The 13,029-nt window shown below is 54.2% G+C and carries 11 protein-coding genes and 1 pseudogene; 5 read left to right on the top strand and 7 right to left on the bottom strand.

All coding sequences use genetic code 11. The features are described 5' to 3' along the window. Nucleotides 1-81 precede the first annotated feature (81 nt). The 6 genes from rfbC to H7850_RS06320 are packed head-to-tail and all read right to left on the bottom strand — an operon-like array spanning nucleotide 82 to nucleotide 7,207. Nucleotides 82-630, bottom strand: a complete 549-nt coding sequence (gene rfbC / locus H7850_RS06345) for a dTDP-4-dehydrorhamnose 3,5-epimerase (protein WP_227368683.1) — start codon at nucleotides 628-630, stop codon at nucleotides 82-84. Between the two features lie 9 nt (nucleotides 631-639). After that, nucleotides 640-1,974, bottom strand: a complete 1,335-nt coding sequence (locus H7850_RS06340; RefSeq protein ID WP_227368682.1) for an NAD(P)H-dependent oxidoreductase — start codon at nucleotides 1,972-1,974, stop codon at nucleotides 640-642. Nucleotides 1,975-2,006: 32 nt separating this feature from the next. Continuing rightward, entirely contained in the window at nucleotides 2,007-2,783 is a 777-nt protein-coding gene (gene rfbF / locus H7850_RS06335; RefSeq protein ID WP_227368681.1) for a glucose-1-phosphate cytidylyltransferase, read from the bottom strand. Then, nucleotides 2,780-3,853 (bottom strand): NAD-dependent epimerase/dehydratase family protein, encoded by a 1,074-nt coding sequence (locus H7850_RS06330; RefSeq protein WP_227368680.1) that lies wholly within the window; start codon nucleotides 3,851-3,853, stop codon nucleotides 2,780-2,782. The genes rfbF and H7850_RS06330 overlap by 4 nt, the downstream gene beginning before the upstream one ends. A 16-nt stretch (nucleotides 3,854-3,869) precedes the next feature. After that, the gene (tviB, locus tag H7850_RS06325; RefSeq protein ID WP_227368679.1) at nucleotides 3,870-5,150 is read right to left on the bottom strand and encodes a Vi polysaccharide biosynthesis UDP-N-acetylglucosamine C-6 dehydrogenase TviB; all 1,281 of its coding nucleotides are present in this window, start codon (nucleotides 5,148-5,150) and stop codon (nucleotides 3,870-3,872) included. Between the two features lie 20 nt (nucleotides 5,151-5,170). Next, complete coding sequence (locus H7850_RS06320; protein WP_227368678.1) at nucleotides 5,171-7,207, bottom strand: polysaccharide biosynthesis protein; 2,037 nt, start codon at nucleotides 7,205-7,207, stop codon at nucleotides 5,171-5,173. 537 nt (nucleotides 7,208-7,744) lie between these two features. Here H7850_RS06320 and H7850_RS06315 point away from each other — a divergent pair. The 4 genes and pseudogenes from H7850_RS06315 (at nucleotide 7,745) to H7850_RS06300 (ending at nucleotide 11,371) form a co-directional block, all read left to right on the top strand. Next, nucleotides 7,745-8,821 carry an NAD-dependent epimerase/dehydratase family protein gene (locus H7850_RS06315; RefSeq protein ID WP_227368677.1) on the top strand — a complete coding sequence of 359 codons (1,077 nt, stop codon included), beginning with the start codon at nucleotides 7,745-7,747 and terminating at the stop codon, nucleotides 8,819-8,821. Beyond that, nucleotides 8,818-9,828 carry a UDP-glucose 4-epimerase GalE gene (gene galE / locus H7850_RS06310; RefSeq protein WP_227368676.1) on the top strand — a complete coding sequence of 337 codons (1,011 nt, stop codon included), beginning with the start codon at nucleotides 8,818-8,820 and terminating at the stop codon, nucleotides 9,826-9,828. The genes H7850_RS06315 and galE overlap by 4 nt, the downstream gene beginning before the upstream one ends. Nucleotides 9,829-9,987: 159 nt before the next feature. Beyond that, nucleotides 9,988-10,737 (top strand): annotated as a pseudogene (locus tag H7850_RS06305) (DDE-type integrase/transposase/recombinase); the annotation flags it as partial. Nucleotides 10,738-11,059: 322 nt separating this feature from the next. Next, nucleotides 11,060-11,371 (top strand): helix-turn-helix domain-containing protein, encoded by a 312-nt coding sequence (locus H7850_RS06300; RefSeq protein WP_227368675.1) that lies wholly within the window; start codon nucleotides 11,060-11,062, stop codon nucleotides 11,369-11,371. A 73-nt stretch (nucleotides 11,372-11,444) separates the two neighbouring features. Here the strand turns inward: H7850_RS06300 and H7850_RS06295 are convergent, their stop codons facing one another. Then, complete coding sequence (locus tag H7850_RS06295) at nucleotides 11,445-11,687, bottom strand: hypothetical protein (protein WP_227368674.1); 243 nt, start codon at nucleotides 11,685-11,687, stop codon at nucleotides 11,445-11,447. A gap of 350 nt (nucleotides 11,688-12,037) precedes the next feature. Here H7850_RS06295 and H7850_RS06290 point away from each other — a divergent pair, with 350 nt between their 5' ends. Continuing rightward, nucleotides 12,038-12,973 (top strand): glycosyltransferase family 2 protein, encoded by a 936-nt coding sequence (locus tag H7850_RS06290; RefSeq protein ID WP_227368673.1) that lies wholly within the window; start codon nucleotides 12,038-12,040, stop codon nucleotides 12,971-12,973. The last annotated feature ends 56 nt before the right edge of the window (nucleotides 12,974-13,029 follow it).

The following is a 13,029-nucleotide window of genomic DNA, read 5'->3' as shown; positions in this document are numbered from 1 at the left end:
ACCTTGAACCGATTGCACAAGCGCCATTGCGTATCGGCGCTTGTGCTGGAAGCCTGTTAACGATAACTCGGGATATGGCATTTAATACAGTGGTTTGGTTGCTTCGTCGATCAGTGGCCAATGTGCATCCTTCTCCGAAAGCACCGTGACGGGTACGGGCCAGTCGATTTGTAGGCGCTCGTCATCATAGCGGAGCCCGCGCTCTGCTTGCGGACAGTAGGCGGCGGATACTAGATAGCTGACTTCCACGTCATTACTCAGTGTTTGGAAGCCATGAGCATAGCCGGGGGGCACATAAAGCTGTGAGCGATTGCTATCCGTAAGTTCGAACTGTTGATGTTGTAGGAAGGTAGGTGAGTCGGCTCGAACATCGACGATAATATCGACGATTGCACCACGCAGGCAGCGCACCAGCTTGGCTTCGCCGTGAGGTTGCATTTGGTAGTGCAGCCCTCTCAAGGTTCCTTTTTGGGCTGAGAAAGAAGTGTTTTGTTGTACGAAGTCGTTCAACAACCCGTGCTGGGCAAACTCTTCCTTGCACATTGTGCGAGCAAAGAAACCGCGTTGATCGCCCCGGGGCTCGAGTTCGATCAGCCAGGCGTCCTTCAATGTCGTTTCATGAAAAATCATGGCTTACTCTCAAAACGGTTTCGGGTTGGTGGTAGGCGTGGCGAACAACTGTTCCTGTTCGGCATACAAACGATCGACCAGGCGTCCCGGAGGAATCGTCACGTCATCAAAAGTCAACGGCGCATCCTTTTCCAAAGGGCGGCGCAGAGTGCAACCAAGAGCAAGGCCGATGGGTAACAAATTTTCCCGACGCACGATGTCCATGTTCTCGGCAACGCCATAGACCTCGAAGCCGCCAAAGTCATTGATGGTCTCGCCTTCCGATAATGCTTTCTTGGCCATGGCTACCACGCCCACGCGTGGACCGCTTTGAGGGGCAAGCACGGCGTCGTTGAACAGCACGGCACGCGCCACTGAGTTGGGAACTTCGAAGTGGCATAGATGGTAAGGTGTGTAGAAGCAGTAATAGGGGCCCTTGCCCATCTTATAGAGCTCGAGATAATGACGCTGACGCGGATGCTCGAGGTGGCCGAGAACGAACACCCCGGGGCCGGGCCGGGCACCGACGACATAATCCACCAGACCAGGCTTCGTCGGATCCAGATGTTCCTCGAATGCCGCTACCGTCTGCTCGATGGGTACTAGCGGCGCACCTGGATCGCCGCCGGAAAAGTCCGGGCCGAGCATGCCGCGTCGCGCGACTTGCATGCCGCTACCGTTGGCGACGATGGCTTGCTCGAAGGAGATCTTGGTCCCATCGGCGAAGGAGGCGACCATAGCGGGCTTTTGCCCCCAGCGTTTGGCGAAGCTCTCCTGGGTGGCCGGATTGCGATAGGGATCGTGCAATCCCTTGATATTGCCGCTGAGTACCGGCGTCACGCCCAGACCGGCTACGAACCGCTGCAGGTTCATCTGTACGCCGGGCTGGTCGCCATCGGAGAAGGTATAGATGACACCGGCTGCATCCGCTTTCGCTTTTAGGATAGGGCCAACGGTACCATCGAGTTCGGCATTCATCTGCACGACGTGCTTGCCACTTTCCAGGGCGCTGAGTACGGCCCGGGCGGCGAATTCGATGGAGCCGGTAACCTCGATGATTGCGTCAAGCCCTTGAGCACGGGCGAGGGCTTCGGCGTCCTCGGTGACGGCGGGTTTGCCGCCCGCGATCGCGGTCTCGAGCGCGCTTTGTGTCTCGCAGTGAACGGGCTCGAGACCGACTTGGCGGTAGATGTCGATTGCCGCAGCGGGGTGGCGGTTGGCGATGGCGCAAAGCTCCATGCCTGGCGTGGCAGTCATGATCTGCAGGCCTATGCCGCTGGCTTGAAAGCCGGCGCCGATCATGCCGACGCGGATTGGTCTGCCCTCGGCCTGGCGCTTGGCAAGCGCAGTATCGACGAGAATCATGTCATTACCTCTTTAAGGGGAAAGTGCATGGTTTAGTCTTTCCACAGCTTCCAGGGGGGATCGCTCTCCCAGGCTGCTTCCAGGACCATCTTGTCTCGCAATGAGTCCATGCTTTGCCAGTAGCCTTTATGGTGGTAGTAGCCCAGCTTGCCGAGTTCTACCATGCGTGTCAGCGGCCCGTTTTCCCAAACACTCTGATCTCCGTCGATGAGCTCGAACACATCCGGCTCGCAGACGAAGAAACCGCCATTGATCAGGCCGCCGTCTTTCACGCCTTTTTCACGAAAACCCTTCACCTGGGTGGAGGAACGATCTAGATGCAACGCTCCGTAGCGGCCGGGCTGGGAGACGGCGGTGAGCGTGCACCAGGCCTTCGAAGCACGGTGGGTGTCGATCAGCGCTTTGATATCGATATCGCTTACGCCGTCGCCATAGGTCAGACAGAAGGGGGCATCACTTAAATAGGGCATGGCTTTCTTGAGGCGACCACCGGTCATGGCGTCGCCGCCAGTGTCCAGCACGGTGACTTTCCAATCTTCGTTGGTACTCTGTAACCATTCGATGCTGCCGGTCTTCAGGTCGACGGTGTAATCGGTTTGGTGGCCTCGATAGTTGAGGAAATAGTCGCGGATGTAGTCGACGCGGTATCCACCCAGAATGACGAACTCTCTGAAGCCATAGTGCGCGTAGATCTTCATGATATGCCAGAGAATCGGTCGGCCGCCGATTTCCACCATCGGCTTGGGACGAATCGTGGTTTCTTCGCTGAGCCGGGTACCGAAGCCACCGGCAAAGATCGCTACCTTCATGACTGACTCCTTTCCAGCGTTTTCTGTGGTCTCTGCCATCGCAGTTCTTCCGTCACACGGCCTTCATCGATATGCCCTTGCAGGACATGCAAGCGCACGAGCGACGATGACCGGAACTCGGTATCGGCAAACTCCATGCGCTCAAGACCTTCGATCAAGCCGCTAATGGAGTGGGAAAGTGCCTTCTGCGGTTGATGATCCGGGGCGAGGCGTTCGAACAGGCTGAAGTCCACGCGGTAGGAGCGACTATCTACGGGCGCCTCGGTGTTGATGTCCACCGTCGTGCCTGGAAGTGCCTCGGCCACCGCCATGGCCAGATCGCGTACCTGATAGTTGCAACTGTTGGCACCCGCATTGACGCTCAAGACGCGGCCGCCGTTATCCGCCGGGCGCTGCACGGCCCAGTCGATGGCACGAGCCATGTCGGTGACATCGATCAAGGGCCGCCAGGGCGACCCATCGCTTAGCACGGTGATCTGCCCTTGACTGATGGCGCTTGCCACGAAGTCGTTGAGTACCAGGTCCAGGCGTAGACGGTCGGACATACCGCAAGCCGTGGCAAAGCGCAGGCTGGTAATGACCATGTCCGTTTCGATCTTCGTCAGATCTTCCTCGGTGTGAACCTTGGACTTGGCATAATCCGTGATGGGCGCGACGGCATCGGTTTCGCAACGGGGCGGGCCACTGGCAACACCATAAATGCTGCAGCTGGAAGCGAAGACGAAGTTGCGCACGCCGGCCTGTGCCGCCGCCTTGGCGATACTGACGCTGGCACGATGATTGATGTCCCCCGTGGCCGTGGCGAAGCGACTACCCATTGGATCGTTGGAAACTGCGGCCAGTTGCACTACGGCGTCATAGCCTTCGAGCATCCCAGATGTGATGGCGCGTATATCGCCATAGAATTGTCGCTCTAGATGCCGCTCGGGAAGATAGTGAGTTCCGGTCAAGCAGTGTGCGAAATAGGCCGTGTCATAGCCATGGAGCACTGCCGAAGGATAGCGTGCGCTCAGCTCACGAAGAACGGCGGGCCCTACGTAGCCCATGTTGCCAATAATTAGTATTTTCATGATCTTGTTCACTTCTTCACAAACGTAAATCGGCGGCGCCCTTGGGAAGTGCATACTTCAAGTCGTAAAGGACATGGGCGGGTTTGCCCCAGGAGCGGATTTTTTGGACATCAAGTTCGACGAATTCCCGATGAGCGACAGCCAGGATGATGGCGTCGTAAGTGCCTGCGACGGGGGTCTCCACGATACGTACGCCCAACTCGTCTTGCGCTTCTTGTGGGTCGACTTGCGGATCATGAACGTCCACGGCAATGTCGTAGTCCGCCAATTCCTTGAGAATGTCGGTAACTCGGGTATTACGCAGATCGGGGCAGTTTTCCTTGAAGGTAAGGCCAAGGATGAGTACGCGGGAGTCCTGCACCTGAATGCAATGCTTGATCATCTGCTTGACGAGCTGACCGGCGACATAAGCACCCATGCCGTCGTTGATACGTCGTCCCGAGAGAATGACCTCTGGGTGATAGCCTACTTGCTGCGCCTTATGGGTCAGGTAGTAGGGGTCCACGCCGATGCAGTGCCCACCCACCAAACCGGGTCGGAAGGGTAGGAAGTTCCATTTGGTACCGGCCGCCTGAAGTACTTCTTCGGTGTCTATTTCCAGGCGATTGAAGATGACGGCGAGTTCGTTGATCAGGGCGATGTTGACGTCGCGCTGGGTATTTTCGATGACTTTCGCGGCCTCGGCCACGCGAATGGAGCTGGCTTGAAAGGTACCGGCATTGATGATCGAGGCGTAAAGCGTATCGATGAACGTCGCAACTTCCGGTGTCGAGCCCGAGGTCACTTTCTTGATGGAGGTGACGCGGTGTTCCTTATCGCCGGGATTTATGCGCTCGGGGCTATAGCCGGCAAAGAAGTCGACATTGTACTCTAGCCCGGAGACGCGCTCGATCACGGGTAGGCAATCTTCTTCGGTAGCGCCGGGATAGACGGTCGATTCGTAAACGACGATATCGTCTTTCGCCACAACTTGGCCCAGGGTCTCACTTGCCTTGAGCAGCGGCGTCAAAACCGGGCAACGCTGCTTGTCGATGGGCGTCGGCACCGTGACGATATAGACGTTACAGTCGCGCAGGCGCTCGATATCGTTGGTGAAGCTCAAACGTTCGGCCTGGGCGAGCAATTCTGGTTCGACTTCCAGCGTGGTGTCGATGCCGTCGTTCAATTGGGCGATGCGCTTGACATTGATATCGAAGCCGACGGTGGTGTATTGCTTGCCGAACTCGACGGCCAATGGCAAACCCACGTAACCCAGACCAATGATACCGATGCGTACCTTTTCAAGTTTATGATTCATATATATCCCTACTTCGTTTTTTAAGATTGATCGGTTTTCAATTGAATGCTCAATACTTCCTTTGGCAGCGCAGATTCTTGGCTGGGCTGTGACATTGCATTCATTCTCAAGGCTGATACAGGGTTGAAAGCGGCGTTTTCTTCGCCAGCAGACTCACCGGCCAAGGTATTTTCCACCCAGACCAGATCGGTTATGGGGCCTTGAGGTTGATAGGCGGCCGGTGCTTCGAGTAGCAGTTCACGGATAAGCTCGAGCTGGGCCAGGCGAGAGGCGCTTTGGAGTCGTTCCAGAAAGTGCTCGAGCTTCGGCCATGCCCAGTAACTTTCTTTGGCGGTCATGATCTTGGGGTGGCTGGTCGTCTCGACCTCATCACCGATCAGCAACTCCTCATAGAGCTTCTCTCCCGGGCGTAGTCCTGTATAGGCGATTTCGATATCGCCTTCTGAAGACTGCGAGTCACGGAACTCGAGCCCTGAAAGGTGAATCATCTGCTTGGCAAGATCCCTGATCTTTACGGGGTTGCCCATGTCAAGCACGAACACATCGCCGCCATGCCCCATGGCACCGGCCTGTATAACTAGCTGGGCGGCTTCGGGGATGGTCATGAAGTAGCGAGTGATCTCTGGATGGGTAACCGTCAGAGGCCCGCCTTCCCGTATCTGGCGTCGGAAAAGGGGTACAACGGAGCCGGATGAGCCGAGGACATTGCCAAAGCGAACCATGCAAAAACGTGTCGTATCCTGCTGATCGGCTAGCGCTTGGCATATCAGTTCCGCCAGGCGCTTGGTGGTACCCATGACATTGGTAGGGCGTACGGCCTTGTCGGTCGAGATCAGGACGAAGGTCTCTACACCGCAGGCAATGGCAGCCTGCGCGACTTGCAGCGTGCCAAAGACGTTGTTGTTGATGCCTTCTACGACGTTGTATTCGACGAGAGGGACATGCTTGTACGCTGCAGCATGATAGATAGTCTGAACTGCAAAAGCGTTGATCACTGCCTCGATGCGACTGCGGTGCTGTACCGTTCCTAGCATTGTCTTGATGGGAACGCTGAGTCCTGCGGCCTGGGAGAACTGCAGTAGTTCTTTCTCGATCTGATAAAGCGAATATTCGCAGACTTCGTACAATACGATTTGCCGGGGATGTTGTTGCAGCACCTGGCGGCACAACTCGGAGCCAATCGAGCCCCCGGCGCCGGTGACCAGCACGACCTTGTCGCGAATATCGGCGTCCAGCAGCGTTTGATTGGGCGGCACTGGGTCGCGACCCAGCAAGTCCTCGATGGTGACATCGCGAATTTCATTGACGTGTGCGCGACCCGCGATGACATCGGCGACGCCTGGAACGGTTTGCACGGGTACTGACAAGGGTTCGAGCTTTTTCAGGATTTCGCGACGCCGTGCAAGCGATGCGCTGGGAACGGCCAAAAGAACCTGTTTGACGCCAAAATCCTTGATTAGTCGTGGTAGTTCGTTAGGGGAGTAGACCTTGAGACCTTCTACGGATGTCCCGCGCATGCCCCGCCAATCGTCGATGAAGCAGACCGGAACGTACTCCTGGCCATGGCGCAGGGAGGCCACCAATTGAGAACCTGCCGCGCCGGCACCATAAATGGCCACGCGTGTCTTGTGACGCATCAGGCTACGCTGGTAGAGCGTACGCAGTATGACGCGAATGCCACCGATGGTCAGAAGTGCCAGCATGGCGTAAATGATCGGTACGGAACGCGGAATGGGTAGATCCAGCAGGTAACTGATGATCGCCATCGCAGCAGCAGAACTCGTGACGCCGACAAGAATCGATTGCATCGCTTTCTGGCTCATGTAGCGAACCACCGCCCGATAGAAGCCCATGCGCATGAAAATGAATATGCTGACAGGCACCAGCGCCAGCAGCATCAGCCATGAACGCTGGTCGAAAAGAGGCTCAAGGCTATCCAGACGTAACAGCATTGCAAACAAGAAGCTGGCTGCGAGCAGGGCCGAATCAACCGTTACCTGTATTAGGCGCTTTTGTTTACGCGGCAACCTGAATATTCGTCTGAACGATGAAAACATGTTGTTTTTCCTCAATCTCTTGGGGGCGGGCATGAATATCCAAGGGTGTTTCGCCCTAATTTACGAGGTATTTTCATAAAAAAACTTACGTCCCCGACGTTTTCACAATGTATTCTTGAATAGCGTGTCTGCAGGTTGTTGCAGACACGCATTGGCTATTATTAATGGCCTAACAATATTCGTGAAAATATATTATTAAAAATGCCTTCACGCTTTGGCGACCATTTATTCAATATAGCCTTATCGATATTTATGCGCTTATGACCAGGGGTTGCGGCCAAGTGCATTACATATTCTACACCTATTTTTCTTGTGTTTCAAAAGGTGTACTTTTGTTAACGTGGTGGTATGATAAGCGCTCGCGGCAATGAGATGTAGTATTAATTTTTTAATTAATTAATCGTACTAAGATTGGTAAAAAATAATTATTTGTTACGTCGAATTTTATCGATTTAATAGGATTTGCGTAATTTTAGTCGCTTAAATATTAATGCAATAAGATTATATTTATAGTTCTAACGTCGAGGTGTAGGTCTAATGAGTGATTTTGAAAAGGTAAAAATGGAACTGCAGGCTCAGCCTCGTGTTTGGTTGATCAGCGGCGTAGCGGGCTTTATCGGCTCCAACCTTCTGGAGCAACTGCTCAAGCTGGATCAAACCGTGGTAGGGCTGGACAACTTTGCCACGGGCTACCAGCGTAATCTTGACGAAGTACAAGGCTTGGTAAGCGCCGAGCAATGGTCACGCTTCTCTTTTCATGAAGGAGATATATGTGAGCTTGGTGATTGTCAGCGCGCCATGGAGGGAGTGGATTACGTATTGCATCAGGCAGCACTTGGCTCGGTACCGCGATCCGTCAAGGATCCTATCGCCACCAATACCGCCAACATCGATGGTTTCCTGAACATGCTGGTGACAGCGCGGGATGCCGATGTGAAGCGCTTCGTTTACGCGGCTTCGAGCTCCACTTATGGCGATCATCCAGGCCTGCCCAAGGTTGAAGATGTGATTGGCAAGCCTCTTTCACCCTATGCGGTAACCAAGTACGTTAACGAGCTCTATGCAGATGTGTTCTCGCGTACCTACGGCTGCAAGACGGTAGGGCTGCGCTATTTCAATGTGTTTGGCCCTCGGCAGGATCCCGATGGCGCCTATGCGGCGGTCATTCCCAAGTGGACGGCATCGATGCTCACCGATGAACCGGTCTACATCAACGGCGATGGCGATACGAGCCGCGATTTCTGTTTCGTGGACAATGCCGTGCAGGCCAATGTGCTGGCAGCAGTGGCGGATGATGACATTCACTCCGAAGTCTTCAACGTTGCGGTCAATGGTCGGACCACGCTCAACCAATTATTCGATGCCCTGCGCGATGCCCTGAATGAACAGGGTATTACCTATGCCCAGGCGCCGATCTATCGCGACTTCCGCCCCGGCGACGTGCGCCATTCCCAGGCCGACATCGGCAAGGCAGCTCGGTTGCTTGGCTACGCGCCAAGCCATGCGCTGAATGACGGTATCCACCAGGCCATGCCGTGGTATATCCGCTTTCTGAAAGACGGCGCGACCTCCAAACAGGCCGCGGCGCTGGAGAGTGAGGGGGGCGAGCCATGACGGTTCTGGTCACCGGCGGAGCAGGCTATATCGGCTCGCATGCGGTACTGGCACTGCTCGAGGCAGGCTATTCCGTGCTGGCATTGGATAATCTGGCGACATCGTCGAGGGAGTCGCTCAGGCGAGTGGAGCGTCTTGCCGGGCGGCAGCTGACCTTCATCGAAGGCGATATTCGCGACCGGCAGTTGCTGGATAAGCTGTTTGCCGAACACACCATCGAGGCTGTCCTACATTTTGCCGGGCTCAAGGCGGTGGGTGAAAGCGTCGCCGAGCCGTTGGCGTATTACGCTAATAACGTGGGCGGCAGCGTAACGCTGTTCCAGGCCATGGCCGATGCGGGTGTTCATCGGCTGGTATTCAGCTCTTCGGCGACAGTGTATGGCGAGCCCGAAAGCATGCCGCTCAGTGAGAGCGCTCCCACGGCCAGGGCATCCAACCCTTATGGGCAATCCAAGCTCGTGGTGGAAGAGGTGCTCAAGGATCTGGCACGTGCGGATGCTCGCTGGTCCATTGCGTTGTTGCGCTATTTCAACCCGGTAGGTGCGCATCCCAGCGGCGAGATCGGAGAAGACCCCCAAGGCCCGCCGAACAACCTGATGCCCTATATCGCCCAGGTAGCGGTAGGCAAGCGTGAGCAGCTCACTGTGTTCGGCGCCGATTACGCCACCCGCGACGGCACTGGCGTGCGTGACTATATTCATGTCGTCGATCTGGTCGAGGGGCATTTGAGGGCCCTAGAAGTGCTTGAGAATTGCACCGGCGCCCACGTCTGGAATCTGGGAACGGGACGCGGTTATTCCGTACTGGAAATGGTCGCGGCGTTTGAGGCGATCAGCGGGAAAAGGGTGCCTTATACTCTGCAAGCACGCAGGAAGGGTGACGTGGCGGAGTGCTGGGCCGACCCTACCAAGGCCCGGAAGGAGCTCGACTGGCAAGCACGGTGTGGTCTCGAAGAGATGATGGCCGATACCTGGCGTTGGCAGTCAAAAAATCCAAACGGTTACTAAAATTGCAACGCCCGGGCACCAGTTCAAATAAGTTAAACAAGGTGCCGGGCATTAGTGGTTTGGAAGTTAAGATCATGAGTTTATCGTGGTTTTGATCACTTCGAGACGGCGGCGATTGCCTCGGTGACGTAGAGAACATGCCGCGCTGCTCGGCCACATAGGCGATGGCGGTACCGTGACGATGTCTATGACCGGTCACACACGTGTCACAACCTGTTAGCTACGCTGACTTCCGAGCAGGAGGCGGGGCTAATCACGGCTCGTGAGTTCCTCCGCTTCGGCTTGGATGATCTCCTCATCACAGCGTGTGAATTCCTGAACCCTCACCTGTTACGCTCGGGCCTCCATCGCATGCTCAAGCGACGTGAGGTCCCGACATTGGCAGAACTGGCTAGGCAGGACGCCGGCGATGACGAGAAGCTCCGCGACGAAGCCTTCACGGACTACGAGCCGGGCTACGTGCACATCACATCAAGCACCTGCCCCAGATGCCTGACGAACAGTAGAAACGCTATCTGTACGTCGCCGTCGACCGAGCCACGTGTTGGGTCTATCTGGAGGTCAGCCACAGCCAGTCCGCGAAGGACGCGCGGGCGTTCATGAAACGGATGGAAGAGAAGGCCCCCTTCAAGGTCCAGACGGTGCTGACTGACAATGGCAAGTCGTTCACCGACCGCTTCACATGGGTGGGTGAGCGTAAGCCCAGCGGTCGCCACCTCTTCGATCAGGAATGCCAAGTCCTTGATATCGAACACCGCCTGATCAAGCGGGACGACCGCAAACGAATGGTATGGTGGAGCGCTTCACCATCGATCGCCGATTGCTGCGATGAAAGAATGGCAGAGCAAGCGGCCTGAGTTATTTATCAAACGAGCGGTTAATTACGCGAGATCCGACACCGAGAGGTAGTCGGATTTCTAGTTTTAGTAGGCATGATAATTCAAGTTTTTTTAAATAATTATGAAGGTTAATTTCTAACGTTGGATCAATGGGAAAAAGCAGGTTACACAGTTTTCCCTAAGTTAGTACGCTCGTGTATACGAAGTTTGGCTTTTTGTAACAGTTCGGTTGGGGGCGAAAGGAGATCGCTCGGCAAAAAGAGACGTCCTGAGAGAAAAGACGTAGGAATCTCTCGGGCGGTAGTGTGGGCAAGGTACTGACGTTGCAGGAACTTCGTAATGAATAGCCTGTCGACCGAGCACATCCTCTGATTTCTGACATGACATCATTTATGTTATTGGATTTCGCTCAAACCTATCGTCGTTCGCTTGCCGTCAAATGGGGCAAGGACGGCATGAGTCAGCAGGAAGTCGCCCGACGCCTGGAGGTCACTCAAGGAGCCATCAGCCAATGGGCCTTCCGGGACCGAGAAGGCGGTGAAGAAACGCTCAAGACACAGCCGCGACCCGGTCGGCCACCGCGTCTGACCTTTGCGCCCGTAGAGCAAACGCCGATCGCCAAGGGCAAGCGAGGACAGTCACCGCGCCACATGGTCATCGGCGCCGTCTCGAGCGAAGGACGTAGCCATTTTCACTGGATCTAGGACACGGTCACCGACCCAAGCATCGCGGCTTTTCTGAAGACGCTACTGTGCTATTGGCCGGACAAACTTCGTATCATCTGGGACAACGCCCCGGCCCATCGCTGTCAGGCCGTGTGTGATCTGCTGTGCCATCCGGAGGTACAAGGCCGGGAATCTGGTTGCTCTGATCCGTGCCACGGCTTCGTGGCCGACGTTTGCCGTTGTCCTGCCGCAGACAGGCGATGAGCTCCTTCTTGAGGTTATCCCGAGGCACCCCATAGAGCGCGTTGTAGATGGCCTTATGCGAGAACTTTCGACGTGAATCGTTGGGAGACATGCGCTTCAGTGTGCGGGCTATCTGTTCAGGTGATCAGTATTTGCGCAACAAATGAGCCACCACCTCAAACAGCTCCCCGCCCGTTTGCAGCTTAGGGCGCTGACATGTCCGGTGGCGCGTCAAGTGGGCCCGGTAGCCAACGAGGCTGGCATCGTAGCCCTGGATGGAGTTGACCGTATGGCGATCGATTTCCTGCGACACGGTACTCGGTGCACGGTACAGATGATTGGCGAAAGCTCGAATCGAGTGAGTCACTCACATCATGATGGCAGCTCTGTCTTAAGCAGTGAGATGGTGGTAGCAATGAGTCATGGCAATACCGTATCTATCTAATAGGTCAGGTGCTGCACTTGATCATTGAGACCGCAGAACCTGAGGCCGTTCCGCATATATTTCTTTATAGTAAAGTTGAGTCCGAAGCGATGCTCCTATCTATCGTAATTCCTGTTTATAAAGATTTTGAAAGGTTAGAAATATGTATCAAAGCAATAGACAAGCAGGCTGTAGATAGGCATCTAGTCGAAATTGTTATTGTTAACAATGATTCTAATGAAGAACTGCCCGGAGCGTTAATAGCCAAAACGCCAATTAAGATATTGAATTGTAAAAGAGAAGGTTCTTATGCGGCACGTAATAAAGGCGCAAGAATTGCGGCGGGTTCTTATCTCGTGTTTACAGATTCGGATTGTATTCCTGATGATGAATGGTTAGTAAATATTGAACGAATTATCAGTGACAATCCTAGCCTAGATTTGATTTCAGGACATGTCGAGCTTTACCCTGAGTATAGCAAGCTACCTAATCCATTTGAAGTATATGATATGATACTTGGGATAAATCAAAGAGCTTATGCTAAAGAAAAAAAGTCAGTTACAGCTAATCTCATAATAAAAAAAGAAAGCTTCATAAAGTTAGGTGGATTTGATGAGTCGAGCTTTTCGGGAGGCGATCATGAACTTTGCGTACGCGCCAATAGGCAAGGTTTTAAATTTAAATACTTTCCCAGGTTGGTGGTATACCATCCTGCTAGAAACTGCATGTCACAAGTTGTTAATAAAGCTAAGAGGCGGATAGGTGGACGAGTTGGAGCCACAGGTAATAAAAAAATGAAAGCTATTGTTATTACATTGCTTCCGCCATTTGTCCGCCTTTGTAAAATAATTAAGGCTGATGATTTTTCATGGAGGGATAAAATCAAAGCAGCCAAAGTGCTCTTTATTGTCAAATTTATACAAATCGCTGAAGTTTTTAAAGTAGTGTTTTTTAACAAGAAAAAATTACGTTAGCTAAGGAGTCGATGATTAATTCGTCTCTGAGCGGCTACAGCGCTCAGGATAGACAT

It is taken from the genome of Halomonas sp. M20, assembly GCF_020622265.1.
Classification (GTDB): Bacteria; Pseudomonadota; Gammaproteobacteria; order Pseudomonadales; family Halomonadaceae; genus Modicisalibacter.
Note: the sequence above shows the minus strand (reverse complement) of the source record. Positions and strands in the feature narration are given on the sequence as shown.